Origin of the sequence: Catenulispora yoronensis (genome assembly GCF_039531695.1) — a bacterium.
In the GTDB taxonomy this organism is placed as follows: Bacteria; Actinomycetota; Actinomycetes; order Streptomycetales; family Catenulisporaceae; genus Catenulispora; species Catenulispora yoronensis.
On record NZ_BAAAQN010000043.1, the window covers coordinates 33,251 to 56,077 of the forward strand.

The 22,827-nt window shown below is 71.5% G+C and carries 14 protein-coding genes; 6 read left to right on the forward strand and 8 right to left on the reverse strand.

Annotated elements, in window-relative coordinates; genetic code table 11:
- The first annotated feature begins 5 nt into the window (after positions 1-5).
- The 4 genes from ABD481_RS29705 to ABD481_RS29720 all read left to right on the forward strand — a co-directional run bounded on the left by ABD481_RS29705 (position 6) and on the right by ABD481_RS29720 (position 6,031).
- Entirely contained in the window at positions 6-2,033 is a 2,028-nt protein-coding gene (locus ABD481_RS29705; protein WP_344669097.1) for an acetyl/propionyl/methylcrotonyl-CoA carboxylase subunit alpha, read from the forward strand.
- Positions 2,030-3,355 carry an ATP-grasp domain-containing protein gene (locus ABD481_RS29710; protein ID WP_344669098.1) on the forward strand — a complete coding sequence of 442 codons (1,326 nt, stop codon included), beginning with the start codon at positions 2,030-2,032 and terminating at the stop codon, positions 3,353-3,355. The genes ABD481_RS29705 and ABD481_RS29710 overlap by 4 nt, the downstream gene beginning before the upstream one ends.
- Complete coding sequence (locus tag ABD481_RS29715; RefSeq protein WP_344669099.1) at positions 3,355-4,638, forward strand: MFS transporter; 1,284 nt, start codon at positions 3,355-3,357, stop codon at positions 4,636-4,638. The genes ABD481_RS29710 and ABD481_RS29715 overlap by 1 nt, the downstream gene beginning before the upstream one ends.
- Before the next feature lie 61 nt (positions 4,639-4,699).
- Entirely contained in the window at positions 4,700-6,031 is a 1,332-nt protein-coding gene (locus ABD481_RS29720; RefSeq protein ID WP_344669100.1) for a hypothetical protein, read from the forward strand.
- On the opposite strand, the gene eccCb is transcribed toward ABD481_RS29720, so the two are convergent.
- The 4 genes from eccCb to ABD481_RS29740 all read right to left on the reverse strand — a co-directional run bounded on the left by eccCb (position 6,024) and on the right by ABD481_RS29740 (position 14,933).
- Positions 6,024-10,334, reverse strand: a complete 4,311-nt coding sequence (gene eccCb / locus ABD481_RS29725) for a type VII secretion protein EccCb (protein WP_344669101.1) — start codon at positions 10,332-10,334, stop codon at positions 6,024-6,026. The genes ABD481_RS29720 and eccCb overlap by 8 nt on opposite strands.
- Entirely contained in the window at positions 10,300-10,851 is a 552-nt protein-coding gene (locus ABD481_RS29730) for a hypothetical protein (RefSeq protein WP_344669102.1), read from the reverse strand. The genes eccCb and ABD481_RS29730 overlap by 35 nt, the downstream gene beginning before the upstream one ends.
- Before the next feature lie 190 nt (positions 10,852-11,041).
- The gene (locus ABD481_RS29735; RefSeq protein ID WP_344669103.1) at positions 11,042-11,602 is read right to left on the reverse strand and encodes a hypothetical protein; all 561 of its coding nucleotides are present in this window, start codon (positions 11,600-11,602) and stop codon (positions 11,042-11,044) included.
- Between the two features lie 1,363 nt (positions 11,603-12,965).
- Entirely contained in the window at positions 12,966-14,933 is a 1,968-nt protein-coding gene (locus ABD481_RS29740) for an NACHT domain-containing protein (RefSeq protein WP_344669104.1), read from the reverse strand.
- 186 nt (positions 14,934-15,119) lie between these two features.
- Here ABD481_RS29740 and ABD481_RS29745 point away from each other — a divergent pair, with 186 nt between their 5' ends.
- Positions 15,120-16,082, forward strand: coding sequence for a LysR family transcriptional regulator (locus ABD481_RS29745; protein ID WP_344669105.1), 963 nt, complete (start codon positions 15,120-15,122; stop codon positions 16,080-16,082).
- A 32-nt stretch (positions 16,083-16,114) separates the two neighbouring features.
- Here the strand turns inward: ABD481_RS29745 and ABD481_RS29750 are convergent, their stop codons facing one another.
- The gene (locus ABD481_RS29750; protein ID WP_344669106.1) at positions 16,115-16,858 is read right to left on the reverse strand and encodes an alpha/beta hydrolase; all 744 of its coding nucleotides are present in this window, start codon (positions 16,856-16,858) and stop codon (positions 16,115-16,117) included.
- A 159-nt stretch (positions 16,859-17,017) separates the two neighbouring features.
- Complete coding sequence (locus tag ABD481_RS29755) at positions 17,018-18,217, reverse strand: FAD-dependent monooxygenase (protein ID WP_344669107.1); 1,200 nt, start codon at positions 18,215-18,217, stop codon at positions 17,018-17,020.
- Between the two features lie 41 nt (positions 18,218-18,258).
- On the opposite strand from ABD481_RS29755, the gene ABD481_RS29760 reads away from it, so the two are divergent.
- Positions 18,259-18,891 (forward strand): TetR/AcrR family transcriptional regulator, encoded by a 633-nt coding sequence (locus ABD481_RS29760; protein ID WP_344669108.1) that lies wholly within the window; start codon positions 18,259-18,261, stop codon positions 18,889-18,891.
- Positions 18,892-18,909: 18 nt separating this feature from the next.
- Here ABD481_RS29760 and ABD481_RS29765 read toward each other — a convergent pair whose 3' ends face one another.
- Together ABD481_RS29765 and ABD481_RS29770 are read right to left on the reverse strand one after the other, a co-directional pair.
- Positions 18,910-20,934, reverse strand: coding sequence for an ABC transporter ATP-binding protein (locus ABD481_RS29765; protein WP_344669109.1), 2,025 nt, complete (start codon positions 20,932-20,934; stop codon positions 18,910-18,912).
- A complete protein-coding gene (locus ABD481_RS29770; protein ID WP_344669110.1) occupies positions 20,931-22,667 on the reverse strand; it encodes an ABC transporter ATP-binding protein in 1,737 nt (578 codons plus the stop codon). Before ABD481_RS29770 ends, ABD481_RS29765 begins: the two co-directional genes overlap by 4 nt.
- Between the last annotated feature and the right edge of the window lie 160 nt (positions 22,668-22,827).

Genomic DNA, 22,827 nt, shown 5'->3' on the forward strand with positions numbered 1-22,827 from the left:
GGCCGATGCTGAAACGCGTCCTGATCGCCAACCGCGGCGAGATCGCGCGGCGGATCGCCCGGACCTGCCGCCGCCTCGGGATCGAGTACGTCGCGGTGTACTCCGAAGCCGACCACTCCGCGGCACACCTGCACGGCGCGGTCGAACGCGTGCTGCTCGGCGGCGCGGCCGCCGCCGACAGCTACCTGGACGTCGCGGCCGTCGTCGAGGCCGCGCTGCGCACCGACTGCGACGCCGTCCATCCCGGCTACGGCTTCCTGTCGGAGAACCCCCGGTTCGCCGCGGCCGTCGCCGAAGCCGGGCTCGTGTTCGTCGGACCCGGCGCCGAGACCGTCGCGGCGATGGGGGACAAGGCCCGAGCCAGGACCCTGATGGCGGAGGCGGGCGTCCCGGTGCTGCCGGGCTCCTCGCACGCCACCGAATCAGTGTCCGAACTTGCTGCCGAGGCCGCGCGCATCGGCTTCCCCGTGATCCTCAAGCCCGTCGCCGGCGGCGGTGGCAAGGGGATGGCCGTCGTCGGCGAGGCGGACGCCCTGCCCGAGGCCGTCGAGCAGGCCGTGCGGATCGGCCGCAGCGCCTTCGGCGACGGTCGGCTGCTCGTCGAACGCTACGTCGCGCGGCCCCGTCATATAGAGGTGCAGATCTTCGGCGACGCCTACCGGAACGTCGTGCACTTATACGAGCGCGAGTGCTCGCTCCAACGGCGGCACCAGAAGATCGTCGAAGAGGCCCCGGCCGCCGATCTGGCCCCCGGGGTCCGCGACGCGCTGCTGTCCGCCGCCGTGCAGGGCGCGGAGGCGCTCGGCTACGTCAACGCCGGGACCTTCGAGTTCATCGTCGACGGCAAGGACTTCTTCTTCCTGGAGGTCAACACCCGCCTCCAGGTCGAGCACCCGGTGACCGAGGAGATCACCGGCGTCGACCTCGTCGAATGGCAGCTCCGCGTCGCCGCCGGCGAACCCCTGCCCCGGACCCAGCGGGAGATCACGGCCTCCGGCCACGCCATCGAGTGCCGCGTCTACGCCGAGGACCCGGAGAACGGCTTCCGGCCCGCCCCCGGATCCGCGTCCGACGTCTCCTGGCCCGCCGGCGTCCGGGTCGAGGCGGCGTTCGACGACCGGGGCGACGTCCCCGCGTTCTACGACCCCATGGTCGCCAAACTCGTCGCGCACGGCGCCGACCGGCCGGCCGCGCTGCGGCGCCTGAGCACGGCCGTGCGCGAATCCCGCGTCGCCGGCCTGACGACCAACCTGGGCTTCCTCGGCGGCCTGCTCGCCGAACCCGAGGTGCTCGCCGGCCGCACCGACACCCACCTCGTCGACGACCTCGTCGCGGGCTCCGCGCACCGCGGATGCACCCGCCTGGCCGTGGCCTGCGCGGCGGCGATGGACGTCCCGGCCGCCGACTCGCCCTGGACCGGGTCGATCGGCGCCTTCGGCCGCGGCGACCTCGACCCCGAGGCGCCGCTGGGCCGCACCGTCGTCCACGCCGAGGACCGCTCGTGGCAGGCCGCCCTCGTCGGGGCGGCCGGCGGCCTGGTCCACGTCACCGTCGACGGACAGACGCTCCAGGTCTCCACGCGCGGCCGCGGCCGGCTGTTCCACGGCTTCGTCAACGACCTCGGCTGGACCGGGCTGCGCACCGCCGACGGCTACGACGTCACAGTAGGCGGCTATCGCAAAGTCCTGACGCTGGAGGCGTTCGCCGAGGGCGGCGCCGCCGGATCCGACGGTGCCGTGCGCACCGACATGCCCGGGACCGTCGTCGCGCTGCCGCGAGCCGCCGGTGAGGCGGTGCGGGCCGGCGACGTCCTGGTGGTCGTGGAGTCCATGAAGCTGGAGAACCGGCTGCTCGCCCCGGCCGACGGCGTCGTCGGCGAGCTGGCCTGCGCCGTCGGCGATGTGGTCGCGGCCGGACAGGTGCTGGCCCGGCTGGCGGTGGCGGCCGGGGCGAACATGGCTGGGGCGGACCTGGCGGCCGCGGCGTCTGGGCCGGAAAGCGCAACTACTACTGCGAAAGGTGTGAACCGATGAGTACGCCGGACCTGCCCGACCCGTCCGCCTCGTCCGACCTGCCCGACCCGTCCGACCCGCCCACCCTGCTGTTCGTCGGCGGCGCGCGCGCCGTCCCGATCAGCACCGCCATGGTCGGCGAGGCGCTGGACCAGGCGCGCGCTCTCGGGATCCGCACCCACGTGGTGAACCAAGCCGCCGTACTGGCGGCCACACCGCAGATCAGCGCCGCCGCCGACGCCGTGTCGGCGGTCGACTTCACGCAGCCGGACCAGACCGTCGCGTGGGCCCGGGACCGGGAGGCCGAGGGCGAGCGGTTCGACGCGGTGTTCGCGTTGCAGGAGATGGCGCAGGTCAGCGTCGCCGAGGTGGCCGACGCCCTCGGGGTGGCGGGCAATCCGCCGGACGCCGTCCGGCGGATCCGGACCAAGGACCAGTGCCGGATCGCGTTGGCCGCCGCCGGGTTCCCGCAGCCGGCGGTACGGCTCTGTGCGGATGCCGATGCGGCCGAGGAGTTCCTGGCCGAGTCCGCCGGACCGTGGGTGGTGAAGCCCCGGGACGCGATGGGCAGCATCGGGGTGTCGCTCGTGCGCGGCGCCGCGGACCTGCCGGCGGCGATCGAGGCCCTGCCGAGCGACGCGCCCTTTCTCGTCGAGGAGTTCGTCGAAGGACCCGAATACAGCGTCGAAGGCGTGTTCCTGAACGGCGAACCGCGGGTTCTGGCCATCACCGCGAAGGAGAAGGCGCCGCCGCCGTTCTTCGTCGAGGTCGGCCACGTGCTGCCCGCCGAACTGCCCGAGAACGAGCGCCACGAGATCGTCGCCCACGTCTGCGCGGCGCTGTCCACGCTGGAACTGCGGGCCGGCGCCTTCCACGTCGAACTGTGGCGCACCGTCGACGGGATCGTGCTGGGGGAGGTGCACGGCCGGTTCGGCGGCGACTGGATCCACACCATGCTCCAGTACGCGGTGCCCGGCCTGGACGTCTTCGGGCTGGTGTTCGACGACCTGCTGGGGCGGAACGACGGCGCGCAGCGGGCCCTGAAGCCGACCCGGGGAGCGGCTGTCAGGTATCTGATTCCGCCGCCCGGACGCGTCACCGCCGTCGAGGGATGGGACGACCTGCTCGCCCATCCCGCCGTTCTGCACGCCCAGCTGCTGATCGGCCCCGGCGACGACATCAAGCCCCTACGACAGTCGTCGGACCGGGTCGGCTTCGTCGTGGTGGGCGCCGACGACGCGACCCTGGCGCGCAAGCTCGCCGACGAACTCGTGGAGACGGTGCGGTTCGTCGTGCAGGACGCGGCCGCCGACCGGCTGCCCGGGCTGTGGTCGCTGACGTGATGGCGGCCAAACCTCTGAGCGGAGTCGTCGCCGGGCTGGTCCCCGAACGGGGACCGCGGCGGGTGCTGGCGCTCGCGACGGCGCTCGCGATGACCGGCTACGGCATCTACCTGACGGCCAGCGTGCTCTACTTCACGCGGGCGATGGGACTGGCGCCCTCCCGGGTCGGCGTCGGGCTGACGGTGGCCGGCGCCGTGGCGCTCGCCGCCGGCGTGCCGGTGGGCCATCTCGCCGACCGGCGCGGGTCCCGGGGGGTCTACGCGATCACGCTGGCGACGGCGGCGGCCGCGATGACAGGACTCTGCCTCACGAAGGGGTTCTGGCCGTTCCTGGTCTTCGCCACGGTGGCCGCCATCGCGCAGAGCACCGGCCCGGCCGCGCGCGGGCCGCTGGTCAAGCACTACGGAGGCGACCGGCCGGCGGAGTTCCGTGCCTACCTGCGGTCGGTGACCAACGTGGGCATCGCGTTCGGCGCGGTGCTGGCCGGCTTCGGTATCCAGGACGGCAGTCGTGACGCCTATCTGGTGCTGCTCGCGGGAAGCGCGGTGTGCAGTGCGGCGGCCGCCGCGACGGTGCTGCTGCTGCCCGCGCTGGCTGCCGAACCCAGCCGCCCGGGCCGGCGGTGGATCGCGCTGCGGGACCGGCCCTATCTGGCGCTGACGTTGCTGGACGGGGTGATGGCGATCCAGTTCCGGGTCCTGACCGCCGCCATCCCGTTGTGGCTGCTCAGCCGGACCCATGCGCCGCGCTGGTCGGTGTCGGCGGTGATGCTGGTCAACACGGCGATCGTGGTGGTGCTCCAGGTGCGGGCGAGCAAGAGCATCGACAACCCGCGGGCCGGAGGCGTCGCGTTCCGGCGGGCGGGCTTCGCGTTCCTGGCGTCGTGCGTCATCTTCTCGGCGCTGGCCTCGGTCCCCTCGTGGCTGGCGGTGACGCTGGTGCTGGCCGGAGTGGTCGTGCACACCATCGGCGAGATCTGGCAGTCGGCCGGCGGGTTCGAGCTCTCGTTCGCGATGGCGCCGCAGCAGGCGGTCGGGCAGTACCAGGGACTGTTCGGGATGGGGCTCGGACTGGGGGTGACGATCGGGCCGGCGCTGCTGATCGGACTGTGCATCGACTGGGGGACGCCGGGGTGGTGGGTGGTCGGCGGGATCTTCGCCGCCACGGGGCTCGCGGTGCCGGCGGTCGTGGCGTGGTCGGAGCGGCTGGCGGCGGCCGGGGAGCGGGCGCCGGCGCCGCCGGAACCCGTGTCACCGACCGGGATAACGGCCTCTGACCTGTGACGAAGCACCCTGACGACGGCGCTCCCGGCCACTTGTCAGGGTTCATAGTTATTCTGCTGGTGTGACCGAGCATGTCTATCACACCAGGTACGGCATCGAACTCGACCTGTCCCTCGACGACCTCGGACATCCGGACCGGCCGGGCCTGTGGGAGGAGATCTACCGCTCCCGGCCCTTCGACCCCGGACTGTTGCGCTGCACGGACATGGGCCTGGACGGTGCTTCCTGCCGCGAGCCCATGTACGTGACGATTCGCCATCGCAAGCGCATCGCCTGTCATGTCAACGCCTCCGCCGGTCCGCACGCCTCCCCCTCGTCCGAGATCTCCCGTCGCAAAGCACTGAAGGAGCGCATCGCGGTGTCCGCCCAGCACGCCGGGTTCGAGGCGCTGCTGGAGGACAAGGCCGCCGGTGGCGGTCGCGGAGTGGGGGTCCTGGTCAAGGGACGCGGCGGTCACGCCATCGGCTGGGAGGTGCAGTTCCGGCAGATCGGCGCCGACACCGTTCGCCGTCGCAGCCGCCGCGCGCACGCCCACGGCGTCATGCCGATGTGGACCGTCGACGACCGCAAGTCCGCGGCCATCGACCGTGCACCTTGGACCCGGCTGGATCGGGTTGCCGACTGGCGGCGCTATGCCGATCGGAACCTCAATCTCAACGTCCGCGGCGGTGTGCGGGAGCTGCGGATGGAGCGGTGCGACGAGCGGCGCGCGACCCCGTGCCCGGAACGTGGCTGGGGCCGCTGCGGTGATTGGCACGCCTGCTGGGATCTCGCGCTCGGCGTCTATCTGGACGATCTGATCGCCCGCAGCGCGAGCGGCGACTACGTGCCGCTGTTCCTGCCGGCCAAGACCCGGCGCGGTGGCAACCACATGTGGGTCACCACCAAGGACAAGACGGATTTCTTACAGGATCGGCCTGAGCCCTCGCCGTGGGAGGTCGAGGACCAGCACACCAGCGATGACCACGGCTACGACAACTGGCAGCCGACCGAGGGCGTCGCCGATGCCGGTCTCGGCTTCGAGCCCGACGAGGACCACGGCGAACGCATAGACGCTGCCGTTTGGCTGACCGCCTCGGCCGAGGCCGGCCCCGGCCTGATCGGCGTGGCGGACCGCTACCGGCCGCCCCAAGACCTCGTCGAGCTGCGCAACGCCTTCGTCCGCGTCGACAAGCAGTACTCGGACATCGTCCGCGGGATGCCGTCCGGCCTCGCGATCGCCCGCGGCACCGCGGCCATCAGCCCCGAGCTGCGAGCCCGGTCCGCCGCCGCCTACGACGAGCGCGCCGCGATCGTGCAGCGGCTGTACCGGCACTGGTGGTGGTCGACGGTCGACAATCGGCGGGCGGCGGAGCAGGAGCTGCGGAAGGTGGCCAGGGACCAGGTCACTTAGGCGGTTCCGGCTGTGGCTCAAGCCTTGGCCGCGGCATCGTGCTCGGAGGCTCCCAAGCCACCTGAATCACTCGCGGCGCCTGTCCGGGGTGGACCAGCGTTCCCCGGCCAGGCGGCTGGCTGCCGGCGCCGATCCCCTCGATGAGCGGTCCCTCGCCGGGATCGCCGGACAGGATGACGCCCCCGACGTCCAATTCGCGCAGCTTCCGTACTAGCAGGTCGGCGTGGTCGCCCCGCGCACCCTTGGTGCTTTGAGCGATCACCAGGTGGAGTCCGACCTCCACGGCCAGTGGCAGCTCCGCGACCAGTGCCTTCAGGGGGTCTCCGGCCGCCTTCGCGACGACGTCGTAGTCGTCGACGACGATGAACAGCGCCGGCCAGTCTGTCCCGGCCGCCGCCTCGCCCTTCTTGCCCGGCGCACCGAAAAAGCTTTCTTCCACTACGAACTCTCGTCGGGCGGCGATCATGGCGACGGCCCGCTTGGCCTGGCTGATATCCGTGAGGCTGCCGCGGCGTTCGATCAGCACGACTTGGGCCTGCCGCAGCTTGCGCAGTCGAAGGTCGGCGACCATCAGCCGAAGGAGCGCCGTCTTCCCGGAACCGGAGTCCCCGTAGATCAGCATGTGCTGGTGCCGCGAGAAGTCGTAGGCGACCGGCGCCAACTCGGCCTCGTCCACACCGATGAGCACCTCGGGAAAGGTCGCCGCGTGGTCCCGCCGGAGCTCGTCCGCGGGCACCATGCGAGGCAGAGTTCTGATCCGCCGGACGCGCATCCCGCTGTGGGCGGCCGCGACTCCCTCCACCAAGGCTCTGGTGGCGGCCGCGAGGTCGGCCGAGCTCTCGCGCCCGTCCGCCCGGGGCACCGCTGCCAGGAAATGCGAAGGCCCCGCGACGATCCCGCGCCCGGGACTGCCGAACGGAACGTTCGACGCGGCCCGCCGACTGATCTCGCTCTCCTTGGCGGCGCCGAGCCGGAGTTCGAGCTTGGTGCCCATGAACTCCTGAAGCATCTGCGGCACCTCGCTCCATCCCGACGCCGTGATCGCGACGTGGAGTCCGCCGCCCGGCCCGACCTGTGCCAGGGCGCTGACCGTCGTGGCCAGGTCCTCGAACGCCGTGCGGAACAGGCCCCAGTCGTCAATGGCGAGGACCGCGTTGTCCGGGCTCTGCGATGCGGTGCTGTCAGGGTTGGCGGAATCCCTTTTCTCCTGGCGGCGCAGCACGACCCGCGCGGCCTCGCCCACCACCCGCCGGACGAGATCCGGCTCCGACCGCCTCGCGATCGCCGACACCTGCGGGAGTCCCGCCAAGGCCGACAGTCCGCCGTCCCCGAGATCGATGCCGAGGATCTGCACCTGCTCGGGGCTGTTCTGCATGGCGATACCGGCCACGAGCGACTGAAGCAGCGTCGTCTTCCCCGACAACGGCCCGCCGACAATCAGTACATTGCCTTCGGCTCCGTCGAGACGGACCGTCAGCGGATCGGTCCGTTGCTTGAACGGCAGCTCCACGATCCCGATGGGGATCCGCAGCCGGTCCTCGGGCGGCCGGTCCGGTGGGATCAGCAGGTCCAGGGCGGGGGGATCGCCCAGCGGCGGCAGCCAGATCCGGTGGGCGGGCCGCCCGTGGCCCTTGAGCGCCGCGATCGCCTCCTCGATGAAAGCGGGTTGGCGTTCCGCGGCCGTGACGTGTCCGCTGCGCTTGAGATCGTCAAGGCTGAACGCCGGCCTCGGGCGCCGGGTGCGGTCCGTGCGGGCGCCACGGAACAGGATCGGATCCGCTTGCCTTCGCCGCACATACGCCAGACCGGGATCCCGCAGCTGATGGGCGTCCGGGACGCCGATCACCGCCCGGCTCTCGGCCGCGCTCGACATGCCCGACGCGATCCGGTAGGTCAGCCGTTCGTCCAGCGGCCCGAGCCGGTCGGCCTCGAACCGGGACAGCGAGAGCAGCAGATGGACGCCGAGGAGCCGGCCCATCCGGTCGATCATGCCGAACAAGTCGATGAAGTCGGGTTGCAGACCCAGCAGCTCACCGGCGTCGTCGAAGACGATCAGCAACGCGGGGAGCGGCTCCAGCGAGGCTCCCTGGCGACGGGCCCCTTCGTACTCGGCGGCGCTTCCGTAGTTGCCCGCCTGCGTCAGCACGGTCTGCCGCCGGAGCAGTTCGCCGCTGATCGACTCGGCGATGCGATCGAGCAGCGTCGTGGTGTCCGCGACGTTGCGGAGCACCGCTGTCACGTGCGGCAGCGGCTCCAGCTCGGAGAACCTGGTACCGGGCCGGCTGTCCACCAGGAGGAAGTTCACGTCGTCCGGGGAGTGGGTCAGCGCCAACGACAGCACGATGGTGCGCAGAAGCGCTGTCCGTTCGAAGGGTCCGACGCACAGGCCGTGCGGGCCGTCACCGCCTCTGGCCGCGTCCTTGAGGTTCAGCAGCAGCGGGTTCCCGGCGCCGTCGACCCCGATCGGGATCCGCAGCAGGTTGCGAAACGTCCGTTGCCGCCACAAGGTTTTGGGATCGATCGGCAGGTCGCGGGTGAGCTTCAGCAGCGTGGCGAGGTCGACGTCCGCGGATTCCGCGAGCCGCGGGGGGAGCGCGGGCCGCCCGGGTTGTGCGGGGTGCGCGGGCCGCCCCGGCTGTGCGGGGTGCGCGGGCTCGGCCTCCCACGCCTCCCGCACACTGTTCAGCAGCCCGATCGTGCTCGTCTTGATCTGCGCCGGGTCCTCGGGCACCTCCAGCACCGGCAGCGCCACCCGGAACGGCCGCCCCCGCACCAGGCCCCGGCCGGTGGACAGCATCGCGGACAGGGTGACGTCGACCTTCGAATTCTGCGGATCGTCCAGCGCCAGCTCGTAGCGGTTCTCGATGAGCAGCAGGTCCTCGGGCAGCGCCTGCCAGCGCCGCGAGGTGACCACGAGGTGGAAGCCGTAGTGCTCGCCGCTGTTGGCGATCTTCAGCACGCTCGCGGCCACGCCGGGCAGCTCCGAGGCGAAGTCCCACCAGCTGTCGACGACCAGGAAGACGTCCGGGTGCGAGCCGGACGGCAGCCGGCCCTGGTCGCGCGCGGTCCGGAACTCCTCCACGGAGTCGATCTCCAGCCCCCGGTAGAGCTTCTGGCGCTCGGTCATCAGGGCCAGCAGGTCGGCCGTCGTGCCCTCGGCCAGCTCGGCCTCGTGCGGCGCGGCGACCCGCCGCACGTGCGGCAGCCGGCTCAGCCCGCCGAGGCCGTTGACGGTGCCTTCGAGCAGGTGGAACTGGGCCTCGTCGGGAGTGTGGGTGAGCGCCACCGAGGTGATCAGGGTGCGGATCAGCGTGGTCTTGCCGCTGCCGGACTTCCCGACCACCACCAGGTGCCCGCCGTGGCCGGTCAGGCGGGCCACCGCCGGCTCGTCGTCCTCGGTGCCCTCGTGCCGGCCGACCGGGACCCGCAGCCGCGCCGTGCCCTCCCAGGCCTCGCAGGTCAGCCCGCGGCCCGGGACCAGGACCGGCGGGTCCAGCAGCGCCCCGAGGGCCAGGCGCCCGCCGACCGACCGGTCCTCGTCGCTGTCGTCGTGGATCGGCGCGTAGGCGAGCTCGATCCGGCCGGCCGCGTCGACGGCCTTCAGCATCGGCCGCTGGTCCGCGCCGAGCTGGGAGGTGACCGCGGTGTGGACGTACTGGTGCAGGTTGTCCGGGGTGATGACGCCGTCCCGGTCGGTGTCGGCCCGGCCGGTCCGGATGCCCTCGATGACGGCGTGCGTGAACGGCGAGCCGGGCCGGCCGTTGTCGGCGAACCGCTCGCCCTCGTAGGAGTAGGCCAGGCTGGTCGTGGAGGTGAGCACGCAGGTGCCGCGGCCGACGATCTCCCGCTCGACGTTCGCCCGCCGGTCCGCCCGGCCCCGCGCGGTGCCCGCGAAGATGCCGCTGTAGCAGCAGTCGAGCAGGACCACCTTGGCCCGCGCCTCGCTGTCCTCCAGCAGGTCGCGCACGTAGGAGGCGCGGACGGCGGTGGAGTCGCGCTGCGCCAGGCGGGTGTCCACGGTGGCGAAGAACAGCCGGTCGGAGTCGTTGGTCAGGCCGTGTCCGGCGAGGTAGAGCAGGACCAGGTCGTCGGGCAGCCGACCGGTGAGCAGCTCCTCGACCGCCGCCTCGATCTCCGCCTTCGGCCGGTTCACCAGCACCCTGGGCTTCTCGAACCGCCCGACCCCGGGGTCGGCGAGCAGGTCGGCCAGCCGCTGGGCCTCCTGGGCCGGGGCCTGGAGCCGGCTCAGGCCGGGGTCGCCGTAGGCGTCAGTCGCGATCAGGAGCGCGAGTCTGCGACCCACTCTCGACCCCCTTGACCTCCTTGGTCTGGTTGATCTGGTCGGTGTGGTTGGTCTGGTCGGTGTGGTCGGTCTGGTCGGCCTGCTCGGCCTGGTTGATCTGCCCGGTCTGGTTGGTCTGCCCAGCCTGCCCGGCCTGCGAGCCGCTCCGGCTCCACGCCGCCACCAGTGCCGTCAGCTCCTCGGGCGCGAGCCCCTCGGACTCCACGGAGAACCGCCCCTGCTCCGCGTCGGCCCGCCAGCTGATCGTCGCTGATGCCCTCGACGAGCGGGCCATGCGCCGCAGCACCACGTCCCGCACCGCCTTGACCGTCGTCGCGGAGAACACCCCGGTCACGATCAGCGCGCCGATCTGCGTGGCCGCCCCCGAGCGGGCACCCTCCGGCACCACACCCGGCTTGCGGGCCACCGAGACCCTGCCGTCGGCGCGCAGGTCGTCCTGGAGGTGCTTGGCCAGCCGCGCGACCGTCTCGACGTCCACCTCCGCCGGCGCCTCGACGACAAGCTCGACCTCGTGCATCGGCGAATCTCCCCACGCGCGCCGGAATCAGCTTTCGTCAATTCTGGCGGAGAGTGGGCGTTTTCGTGGCGGTACCCGAGGATCCGCCGGTGATTCACGGTGTCATGGGCTCACGGCGTCACCACCGTGAACCCGTAGTCCCCGGTCTTCTGGTCGTCGGACCCGACGATGAGCTCGTAGTTCTGGTCCTTCACCACCGGCGCCTGGTAGACGTCGCCGTCGCTGCGGCTGACCTTGAGCGTGTAGAGCGCGCCGGATCCAGGTCTGCGACGGTGAGCAGCTTGTCAGGGAAGGCCTTGTCGGTGAAGGCGGCCGTACCGGTGCCCGGCGGGTAGGGCAGGATCGAGGTGGCGGCGGTGACGCGCCAGGTGTCGGCGAAGGCGCCGTAGAGCTGCTCCCGGGTCGGGTTCGCAGGGAGCGGGGCGCCGGCCCGGGACGCGGCCGGGTGGAGCAGGATCCTGAGTCCCCAGATGCTGATCGGGGCAATGTCCGCCTCGGTGCCGTCCGGCCAGGTGACGAGGTACTGGCCGGTGTCGTCGTCGACGGCGACCCGGCCACCGCCGGGGAGGCGGGTCCCGGCGGCGCCGAACTCGGTCTCCCGGCCGGCCAGCAGCGTGTGGACCTCGGTGTCGTCCTTGACGAACGCCAGGCGGTCCGACCCGACCTGGAGCGCCAGGGCGGTGCCAGAGGCCGGCGCCGCGACAGCATAAGCCCCGGCCTGCGGATCAAGCAGCAGGGCCACGGCGAACAAGCAGCAGGACCACGGCGAACAAGCAGGCGAACCGCGCCGCGCGCCGGACCGGTGAGTTCTCCGGGGCCACCCGGTATCTGTACCGCGCTGCCCGCGGCCCGGCGGGCGTCGACCCGCCGCTTATCTGGGAGATGACCCTGTTGGCCGATCGACTATCAGTAGTGCCGGCGTATGGTGATGTCTTTCCGGCGGGAGAGCGCCTGCACACTGACGTTCGGCATGTTGAACAGCAGCAACTGGAGGTTCTGCGGCGCCTTCGCCAGTGGCGAGAGGTCGATGCCCGGCATGCCCCGCAGGCTCAGGCTGCTGAGGTTCGCCATTCTCGACACGAAAGTGAGGTCGGGAAGGATGTTCGGTCCGGTATCGACGTGCGAGAGCCGCAGATCGACGATCTGCCCGGCTTCGCCCAGCGACGGGAGCCACGTGTTGGTGACGTTGGTGAGGCGCAGCGTCGACAGTCCCCGCATGGCGGCGATCGGTGTGACGTCGAGGCTGTCGAGGGACTCCAGGACGAGGCTGGTGATGCTGGACTGGTGCCTGAGCGGCGACAGGTCCAGCGTGTCGATGTTGTTCAGGCTCAGCGTGGCCAGCTCCCGCAGCTCGGCCAGCGGCCCCAGCGAGACCGACTTCATCTGGCTCAGGCCCAGCCAGGTGAGGTGGGTGAGCTGGGACAGCCGGGCGAAGTCCAGCGACGTGGCCGACGAGATCCTGAGCACGCCGAGGTTGGGCAGCGTCGTCAGCGGAGCCAGCTCCAGGTTCAGGGGGCCGCCGACGCTGAGAGTCCTGATCTTCTCCATGCCGCTGAGCGATTCGAGATCCAAGCGGTGCCCGCTCGGCAGATTGATGGTCAGGTTGGTCAGGTTCCGCAGCTTGAACAGCCAGCGGATCAATTCCGGGTCGTTGATGCCCACCGGGCCGTGCGACAGGTCCGCGTCGGCGAGCACCTGGTCGGCGAACGCGCTGGGATCGGCGGCCTTGTGCCACGCGGAGATCAGCGCCGGGGTGATCTGCTCCTCGGTCCGCTTCCGGAACCGCCGGAACAGTCCGACGCTGATCGGATCGTCGACCGCCACCAGGCTCGCGGTGTGGATGGTCGCCGCCGCCTGCTCGCCGTCCAGGTGTTCGCGGACCGCGAGCTCCGCCAGCAGGTCCAGCACGAAGTGGCCGGCCTTCGCCGCGGCCTCTGCCTCGTAGGTCGTCCTGGGCGGCAGGAACTCGTGCGTCTCCTGCCGGATCCGCTCCACCCGCTCGGGGTCGACCATGCCCGGCTCGGCGATGCAGGCCGCCGCCAGCAGCCAGAGCTGGCGGCTCTCGTGGAGGGACTGGGCCGACTGGATCGACTGCGATTCCTCCGCCCGCCGCATCAACCCGTCCAGCAGCCGGTTCTGCCGCTCCGGGTCGTCCTCGGCCTGGCCGACCGCCATGATCGCGACGTCGTGGTACAGCGAGTCGTGGGCGTTGTCGAGCAGGAAGTCCAGGTGCTCGCGCTGGAAGATCCGCTTCGCCGCGAGGTAGTCCTGCATGCTGGGGTGGCGGAACTCCACGAGGTCCATCGTCGGGTCCTGGAGGGCTCCATCAGGTAGGACAGCATGGTCTCGGCGTCGACGGCCTCGTCGGCCGCGGCGTCCATTTGCAGGCGTGGAAGCAGGTCCCCGATGTGGCGTTTCGCGGTTTCGCGGGGCATGGTGCGGCGTTTTTCCAGGCACATCCAGAACGCCAGTTCGGTCAGGAAGACCTCCAGCTGGCTGCGTGTGAAGTGGCTCTTGATGGTCGCGATGCCCTGCTGCTCGTCCCGGCTCTCCAGGAACATGTACAGGGCTCGCTCGTAGAGGGCGGTGCGGCCGCAGGGCAGGGCGCGGTTGTCGGCGCGGTGCAGGGCGCAGATCATGGCGCACAGCAGGGGTGTCTTGGCCAGGTGGGTGATACCGCGGCGGGCGTCCAGGGCCTCGTGCATCGAGGTCGAGCAGGCCATCAGGTCGGCGGCGTCGGCGGGGGACTGTTCGGCGGCGGCGGTGTGCCAGCGCTTGATGAAGGCCGAGACCTGGCCGCGGTTCATCGGTTCGATGCTGACGGTCGTGAAGCCCTCGTCGCGCAGTCGCCGGCGCCAGGTCTCCTTCACGGCCGGGGCCCGGGAGGTGATGATGTAGTGCGCCAGCGGGTAGGTCGTGACGATGTCCGAGATCCAGTCCAGCGCGGCCGCGCGGAACTGTTCGGGCACCTCGTCGACGCCGTCGACCAGGACCAGCGCGCGGCCGGTGGCCAGCAGGTCCAGCTCCCAGCCGGGCAGCGCCCCGACCAGCGGCGGGGCCACCGCGTTGACGAACTCGTTGGGGTTCGGCAGCGCTATCCGGTCGGTCTGCACGAACTCCCGCAGCCGCAGGAAGAACGGGACCGACCCGGGGCGGGAGAGCAGCCGGTCGTTAGCGTGCCGGTCCAGCTGGTGCAGCGTCAGCTGTTGCAGCAGCGTGGTCTTGCCGGAGCCGGCCGGGCCCTCCATCAGGACCCTGGTGCGCTCGGTGATCAGGTCTTCCAGCCGTGTCCACGTGGTCCGGGCCAGGCTGCTCGGGCCGCCACCGCTCAACCCGCCGCCCGCCGCCCAGGGCCGGGCCGTCTCAATGGTCAGATTCACGAACCCGGTGGCGACCTTGTACGTCTGCTGATGCAGGGGCAGCTGGAGCCCGAACAGCTGTGTCTTGGCCAGCTTCTTGTACGTGATCTCGCGGTAGCGCGCGTGGAAGTCGCGAGCTCTGGCGTCCGCCTCGTTCTGCGCGGTGGACCGCTCCTGGCGCTCCTCGACGGCGGTCCGGGCCAGGAAGTCCGGCTTGCCGGTGAAGAACTCGACGACGTGGACGCACGACGCCTCCAGGATCGCGTCGAACACGACGCCCTGGGCCGGGTCCAGGCCCTCGGCGGCGTGCGGGGCGGACTCCCGCAGGTTCGCGGCCAGCCGGACCGGGTCGAGGTAGCAGGCCTGGACCGCGGCCATCGTGATGCCGCCGTCCTCCAGGCTGTAGATGATCGAGACCAGCGCCGTGGTGACCGCGTCGCGGCGGGCGTCGTTCATCGCGCCGATCGTGGTGTCCTCGTGCTGGGCCTCTTTGAACAGCGCCCTTACGAAGCGTTCGAAGTCGGCGGGCGTGATGCTTCGCTTGGCGCGCTCCAGGCCCGGGACCACGCTTACTTTGATCTTCTTGCCCCGCCGTCCGCGCAGCAGCTCCGGGAGCTTGGCGCCGTCGACCGGGCCGGTGCTCAGCACCTTGGCGGCCTGGCGCGCCGCGACCTTGACCGCGCGCTCGATCAGCCCCGCAGTCGCTGCCGAAATGGGCTCCACAGCCGTACCCCCGTGGGTGGTCGAATGGTCGAGCTCCGCCAGGCCAGTATCCCCAAACGCGGTGGTCCTCGTCCCGGGAATCCGAGTTGAGCAGGTGCAGGGCCCGTCCGTTCCACCCACCGAGAAGTCGTTCCACCCACCGGGAAGCCGTTCCGGCGACCGCGGCCGATCGGCCAAGGTAGGGGCATGGATCTTGACCTGGCCCAGGTGCGCGCCTTCCTCGCGGTGGCCGAGCGCCTGCACTTCGGACGGGCCGCCGAGCAGCTGTCGCTGAGCCAGCAGGCGTTGTCCAAGCGCGTTGCGCGCCTGGAGGCCGAGCTCGGTGCCGCGTTGTTCCTGCGTGGCGGGCATGCGGTGGAGCTCACCGAGGCCGGGCACCGGTTCCTGGAGCCGGCGCGGAGGGCGCTGGCGGCCGGCGACCGGGCGGTGGCGGCCGCTCGGGACCTGGCCTGTCCGCTCCGGCTCGACGCCTGGGGGCACCTGTTCGGCCCCATGCGGACGCTGCGACCGGTTCTGGCGCGGCTGCCGGAACTCACCGTGGAGGTCGGCGCGGGTCGTGACCTGCCCGGGGTGGCCGACGCCCTGGTCCGGTCGGTCGCCGACGTCGGATTCGGCCGTGTGTACCGCCAGGACAGCGACGACGCCGTGTCGCGCGACCTCACCCACCGCCTGGTGCGCTTGGAACCGGTCGACCTGGTCGTCGGCCCGGGACACCCGCTCGCCGACCGGTCCGAGGTCCGGACGGCGGAGCTGCGCGATGCGGGGGTGCTGTGGAGCCCGGCCGCTGTGGAGCGTCTTGAGTTCTATGTCCGCCTTGTCGAGCGTTTCGGCGTCACCACCGAATCCAGCCCCGCGAACCTCGGACTGGAGCACTATCTGGAACAGGTGGCCGCCGATCCGCGCCGGTACGCGGTGATTCCCGCCGACCTCGAACTTCCGGGCCGCTTGCCGGTGCGCCCCATCCCGCTGGTCGACCCGACTCCGCTCTACGCCTGGTCGCTGCTCTGGCGCAGTTCGGATACGCACCCGGGCATCGAGACGTTGCTGCGCACGTTCGCGGACGTCGCCGCGCAGCGCCGCTGGCTCGAATACCGTCCCGGCCAGGACTGGCTGCCGGCTGCTGATGCAGAGGACGTGGCGCTCGGCTAGGACGTGGCGCTCGGTTAGGACGTGGCGCTCGACTAGGACGCGACGCCCGCGAAAGAAGCGACAAACGGAATCGGCAGCACCGTCCGCAGATCGCCGCCTCGCGCGGTTTCGAGCAGCTCTCTGCGGTTCCCGACCGCGAGCACGTTCATCGCGAACTCCGTGCACAACTGGAAGCCGTCCTTCGCGCCCTTCAGCAGGAAGTGCCCCGCCCCCGGGATCTCCACCCGGGCCAGCTCCGGCACGACCGCCCGGGCCCGAACGGCGAACTCCAGCGACTTCTCGCCCGAGGCCTCGCTGTGGTCCTTGTCCCCGTGCACGATCAGCACCTCCCGGCCCGCCAGGTGCTCGACCGGCTCGCCGGCCGGCAGCCACGGCGCGATCCCCACCACGCCGACGACCCGCGGATCGTCCGCGGCCCGGAACGCGGCGCGACCGCCCAAGGAGTTGCCGACCAGCAGGACCGGGACCGGGCCGTGCTGCTCCCGGAGCCGGTCCAGGGCCCAGCGGGTGTCGGCCAAGGGGTCCGCGGCCTCGCCGTTCCAGCCGCGCATCCGGTAGCGCAGCATGTGCACTGCGATGCCCTCGGGGGTCGCGGCGGCGGCCAGTTGGCTGAGCAGGGGACGCAGTCCCCATTCCGCCATCGTCAGATGCCGCCCGGTGCTCTTGACCGAGCCGCCCGGCAGCACCAGCACCACGGCGCGGACCTCGCCCTGCGAACTCTGTCCGGGCGCGGCGACGTCGATCAACTTCGGTACACGCGACTGCGGAGTGGCCATTGCTTCTCCCCGATGGTGGTTCCCTCCACGGATGATCCCCGTGCCAGGAAATGATGATCTCGGTGGGAGCCGCCTCCGTGGCAGAGCTGTTCATCACGGAGCTGTCATGACATTCCTCATCCCGGTCCCCGGCATGACGTCCGACGCTCGGACCGGCGTTCAGACCGGCCGGCGGTACACCGGAAGCGGCCGGGCGTTCCGCGCGCGCATCCGACGCTCCAGCGAGGCGGCCGCCTTCAGCACCGGCAGTCGGACCAGTGCGTTGCGCAGGCGGAGACCGGTCTCGGTCCTGGGAATCATGACCCCGACGTTCGGGCCGATCTGCTGGCTGCGCGCGACCAGCGGCCGGTGCGCCGCCTCGAACCGCGGGAACGCCACGCGGTGGTCGCCGTCGGCGGCGGCCAGCTCGCCGGCCAGCCGGTACGCGCCGACGACCGCCAGCTCCGCGCCAGCACCCGCGGCCGGGGACGCGCACCAGGCGGCGTCGCCGATCAGCACCACGCGGCCGGCGGACCAGGAGTCCATCCGCACCTGGCCGAGCGCGTCGAAGTAGAACTCCGGGTCGGCCAGCGCCGTGTCGAGCAGGGCCCGGGCCGGCGGCCAGGGTGAGTCGGCGAACGCCGTGGCGACCATGCGCTTGTGCTCGTCAACGTCGCGATAGTCGTACCGCAACGGCTCCGAGCGGAAGACGAAGTAGGCCTTGGCCCGGGCGTGGTTGCCCGAGCGCCAGACCCCGGCCATCTTCCCCGGGGCGTTGAACATCGTCATCCAGCGGTCCTCGGCCGGCGCGGCGGCGTCGGCGGCGTCGGCGAACGCGAAGTAGTGGTCCTTGTGCCGGATGAACCGCTCCTCCGGGCCGAACGCCAGCCGCCGGACCGTGGAGTGCATCCCGTCGGCGCCGACGACCAGGTCGAAGCGGAGGTCGGGGCCGTGCTCGAAGCCGACTGTCACGCCGTCGCCGTCCCCTCCGCCCTCGCCGTCGGCATCCGGTGTCAGGCTCCTGACGGCCGTGCCGAACCGGATCTCCACGTCCGTGGCCTCCCGCAGCAGCGCGACCAGGTCCCCGCGCATGATCTCGACCGAGGTCAGCTCGCGGGTGTCGATCCGGCCGATCGTCCGGTCGGCGGCGTCGACGAACTTCATGCCGTGCACGTCCGTGCCCAGCTCCCGGATCCGCTCCAGCAGGCCCATCCGCTCGACGACGGTGACCGCGTCGTCGCGGAGGTCCACGCCGTTGCCGCCGGAGCGCGGTTCGACCGCGCGCTCGACGACGGTCGGACGGAAACCGTGCCGGGCCAGCCAGTGCGCCGCCGTCAGGCCGGCGATGCTCGCGCCGACCACCAAGACCCGCTCGTTCATGAGAACCCCCGTGACGCGTTAAAGTGGAACGCTGATTCCAGATGAAGTATGTGGAAGGGGCGTTCCACTTGTCAACGGAACCCACCGCGAGCTCGCAACCCTCTGCGAGCCCAGAACCCAAACGGCGCGCCGACGCCGTCCGCAACCGCGCCCTGGCGCTCGACGCGGCCATGGCCCTGCTCGCCGAACCCGGAGCGACCCTGACCGTCGAGACCATCGCCAAACGCGCCGGACTCGGGGCGGGCACCGTCGTGCGCGCCTTCGGCGGCAAGGACGCGCTGCTCGACGCGGCCGTCTCCGTGCTGCTCGAACCGGTCGTCCGCCGCGCCGGCGAACTGCTGGCGGCATCGGAGCCCTACTCGGCGCTGCGCGCCTTCCTGCCCGAGCTGATCGCCTTCCAGGCGGCGCACCACGCCGTCGGCGACCGCCTCGGCGGCCTGGACCTCCCGGCCACCACCGCCCTGCGCGCCGAACTCGTCGCCACCACCACGGCCATGATCGAAGGCGCCCGCCGCGACGGTGCCGTTCGCACCGACCTGGACCTCGCCACGACCATCATGCTGATCACCGAGACCGCGCCGGCCGTGGCACGCGCCGCACCGGGGGCGCCGGGACTGGCGGACGCTTATCTCACGGTGCTGATGGACGGTCTGCGCCCGCGCGCGGTCGGCTGAACCTAAGACGCTGAGACGCTAAGACACCAGCGTCTCAGCGAACTGACTGTGGTAGAGCTCGTGGTAGAAGCCCTCGCGCTCCAGCAGCTCGTCATGGCTGCCCTGCTCGACGACCCGGCCGGCGTCCATCACCACGATGGTGTCGGCCGTGTGGATCGTCGACAGCCGGTGGGCGATGACGAAGCTGGTCCGACCGGACCGCAGCCGGGTCATGGCCTCCTGGATCATCGCCTCGGTGCGGGTGTCGACATTGCTGGTGGCCTCGTCGAGGATCAGGATGCCGGGGTCGGCCAGGAAGGCGCGGGCGATGGTGAGCAGTTGCTTCTGGCCGGAGGAGACGTTCGAGGCGTCGCCCTCCAGGATGGTGTCGTAGCCCTCGGGCAGGGTCCGTACGAAGTCGTCGACGTGCGCCGCGCGGGCCGCCGCCAAGATCTCGTCGTCCCCGGCGCCCTCGCGGCCGTAGCCGATGTTGTCGCGGATGGAGCCGTGGAACAGCCAGGTGTCCTGCAGCACCATGCCGAAGCAGCGGCGGACCTGGTCCCGGCTCAGCTCCCGGTAGTCGACGCCGTCCAGCAGGATCCGGCCGCTGTCGATCTCGTAGAAGCGCACCAGCAGGTTGACCAGCGTGGTCTTGCCCGCGCCGGTCGGTCCGACGATCGCCACCGTCCGGCCCGGGGCCGCCTCCAGGGTGAAGTCCTCGATCAGCGGCGTGTCGGGCTCGTAGCGGAAGCGGACGTTCTCCAGCCGGACCCGGTGGCCGCCGCCGCGGTCGTCCTGGTGCTCGTCCCGCCGCTCGTCAAGGCCCTGCGCCACCCCGCCGGCCGGCAGCACCGGCTCCTCCTGTGCGTCCAGGAACTCGAAGATCCGCCCCGCCGAGACGATTCCGGACTGGAGCACGTTCATCTGCCCGGCGCTCTGGATCACAGGCGACGTGAACCGCTGCGAGTACTGGATGAAGGCCTGCACCGCGCCCAGCGAGATCGCCCCGGTGGCCACCTGGTAGCCGCCCAGCGCCGCCACCACCACCGAGTTCAGGTTCCCGACCAGCACCACCGCCGGGAAGATCGCCCCGGAGAGCAGCTGCGCCGAGTACCCGGCCCGCCGCAGCTTCCGGTTCTCCTGCCCGAACTCCTCGGCCACCTGCTCGCCCCGCCCGTACGCCAGGATCAGCGCCTGGCCGGTGTAGGACTCCTCGACCATCGACGTCAGCCGGCCGGTCTGCTCCCACTGCGCCTCGAACCGCGCCTTGGACTTGCCGGCCAGTACCGAGGCCACCGCCATCACCACCGGGATCGTCACCAGCGAGGCCGTGGCCAGGATCGGCGAGATCCAGAACATGATGCCCAGCGTCGTCAGCACCGTGAGCACCGAGCTCGGCAGCTGGTTGAGCGTCTCCTGCAGCGTGGTGTCGACGTTGTCGACGTCGTTCACGACCCGGCTCAGGATGTCCCCGTGCGGATGGGTGTCGAAGTGCCGCAGCGGCAGCCGCGTCAGCTTCTCCTCGGTCTGCGCGCGCAGCCGGAACATCGTGCGCTGCGCGACCCCGGTCAGGATCCGCCCCTGCGCCCACCCGAAGGCGGCGCTGAGCAGATACGCCCCGATCGCCAGGAGGAGCAGCCGCCCGAGCCGGCCGGTGTCCACACCGACGCCCGGACGCACCGCCATCCCCGCCAGCATGTCCGCCAGATGCCCGTGGCCCGCCGCCCGCAGCGCCGCGACCGCTTCCGCCTTGCTCTGGCCGGCCGGTAGCTGCTTGCCGATGACGCCGTTGAAGACGACGTCGGTCGCCTGGCCCAGCAGCCACGGCCCGACGACCAGCAGCCCGACCGAGAACACGGTGAGCGCGCCGACGGCGATCAGCCGGGCGCGCTCCGGGCGCAGCAGGACCAGCAGGCGGGGCAGGACCGGCCGGCGCGCGTCGGTCTGCTCGGTCGCGTCGGGTGTGTCGGGTGTGTCGGTCTGCTCGGCCGGCTCGGGCGTGTCGGTCTGCACGACCGTGTCGACCACGTCGGTCCGCTCGACGACGTCCCTGGACTCGCTCACGCGGCGGCTCCCCATTCGAGCTGTGACGCGATGATCTGCTGGTAGGTCGGGCAGTCGGCCAGCAACTGCGGATGCGTCCCGATGCCCGCGACGCTCCCGCCGTCCAGGACGACGATCTGGTCCGCCGCCATCACCGTCCCGGCCCGCTGCGTGGCGATCACCACGGTGGCGTCCCCGGTCTCGGTGCTCAGCGCGGCCCGCAGCCGGGCGTCGGTGGCGGCGTCCAGGGCCGAGAAGCAGTCGTCGAACAAGTACAGGCTCGGCCGCCGGACCAGCGCCCGGGCGATCGACAACCGCTGGCGCTGCCCGCCGGAGAGGTTCACTCCGCCGCGTTCCACGCGCGCCTCCAACTGGCCGGGCAGCGCGGCGACGAAGTCCCGGGCCTGCGCCGTCTCCAGCGCCCGCCACAGCTCGGCCTCGGTGGCCTCCGGCCGGCCGAACCGCAGGTTGTCGGCGACCGTCCCGGCGAACAGGTACGCGGTCTGCGGGACCAGCCCGATCCCGGCGCGCAGCCGCTCGGCCGCCTGCTCGTCCACGCCGACCCCGTTGACCAGCACGTCGCCGGCCGTCGCGGCGAGGAACCGGGGGACCAGGTTGAGCAGCGTGGTCTTGCCGCTGCCGGTGCCGCCGAGGATCGCGGTGGTGCGCCCGGGCGGGAAGGCCAGTGTCAGATCGTCGAGCACCGGCCGTTCGCTGCCCGCGTAGCCGAAGGTGACGTTCCGGAAGGCGACGGCGCCGGTGACGGCCTCGGGCTCGACCGGCTCCGCCGGATCGGCGACGGCCGGCACCGTGTCCAGCACCTCCTGGATCCGGTGCATGCTGGCCACCGCGCGCGGCAGCAGCGTCAGCACGGTCACGCCGATCACCACGTAGAGCAGGATCTGGAGGATGTAGAGCAGGAACGCGGTCAGGCTGCCGATCGGCATCGTGCCGTCCGCGACCAAGCGGCCGCCGAACCAGAGCACGCCGACGCTGGAGAGGTTGGCGATCACCAGGATGAGCGGGGTGACCAGCGCGAACACCCGGCCGGCCCGCAGCTGCGCGTCGGTGATCCCGGCGTTGGCCCGCTCGAACCGGGCCTGCTCGGTGCCGGTGCGCAGGAACGCCCGCGCCACCCGGACCCCGGCGATCTGCTCGCGCAGCACCTGGTTCAGCCCGTCGGTCCGCACCTGCACCGACCGGAACATCGGCAGCAGCCGGACCATCACCCAGCCGGCCAGCACCAGCACCGCGGCCAGGGTGACGATCAGCAGCGGCGAGAGCCGCGGACCCTGCCGCACCGCGAGCACCACCGCGCCCAGGGCGGTGACGATCGAGATCACCAGCAGGCTCAGCGCCGCCTGCGCGAACACCTGCACCTGCTGGACGTCGTTGACGCTGCGCGTGGTCAGCGACGCCACGCCGAACCGGTTCAGCTCCACCACCGAGAACGACCGCACGCGGTCGTGCACGGCGGCCCGCAGGTCGGCCCCGACCGCCGTCGCCACCCACGAGCTCAGCCGCACCGAGATCAGGGAGGCGACGCAGAGCACGACGTTGATGCCCAGCATCAGCGCGCCGGTCCGTCCGATGTAGCCGACGTCGCCCTGGACCACGCCGTGGTCGACGATGTGGGCGTTGAGGATCGGCAGGTAGAGGTTCCCCGCGGCCTGGAGGACCTGGAGGGCGGCGGCGAAGCCCAGCGGCCGCGCGTGCGGCCGCAGGAAAGTGCGGACCAGATGAGATTGCGCCATTACGTTTCCTCAACGTCTGGCGGAGAATTCTTTCCGCATGATCGCCGATTCGCTGTCCGTTCACCGAAGGTACGCAGGGCATCGCCGGGCGGCAACGGGTCTCCGATCGCAGAACTCTGAAAAATGACCGAATGCCTGGTGGAAGCGGGTGTCAGTGTTC

Coding starts and splice junctions, on each gene's coding strand:
- ABD481_RS29745 (WP_344669105.1), top strand. CDS start 15,120: ATGGATCTTGACCTGGCCCAGGTGCGCGCCTTCCTCGCGGTGGCCGAG.
- ABD481_RS29760 (WP_344669108.1), top strand. CDS start 18,259: ATGAAGTATGTGGAAGGGGCGTTCCACTTGTCAACGGAACCCACCGCG.
- ABD481_RS29705 (WP_344669097.1), top strand. CDS start 6: ATGCTGAAACGCGTCCTGATCGCCAACCGCGGCGAGATCGCGCGGCGG.
- ABD481_RS29730 (WP_344669102.1), bottom strand. CDS start 10,851: ATGCACGAGGTCGAGCTTGTCGTCGAGGCGCCGGCGGAGGTGGACGTC.
- ABD481_RS29750 (WP_344669106.1), bottom strand. CDS start 16,858: ATGGCCACTCCGCAGTCGCGTGTACCGAAGTTGATCGACGTCGCCGCG.
- ABD481_RS29755 (WP_344669107.1), bottom strand. CDS start 18,217: ATGAACGAGCGGGTCTTGGTGGTCGGCGCGAGCATCGCCGGCCTGACG.
- ABD481_RS29715 (WP_344669099.1), top strand. CDS start 3,355: ATGGCGGCCAAACCTCTGAGCGGAGTCGTCGCCGGGCTGGTCCCCGAA.
- ABD481_RS29710 (WP_344669098.1), top strand. CDS start 2,030: ATGAGTACGCCGGACCTGCCCGACCCGTCCGCCTCGTCCGACCTGCCC.
- ABD481_RS29770 (WP_344669110.1), bottom strand. CDS start 22,667: ATGGCGCAATCTCATCTGGTCCGCACTTTCCTGCGGCCGCACGCGCGG.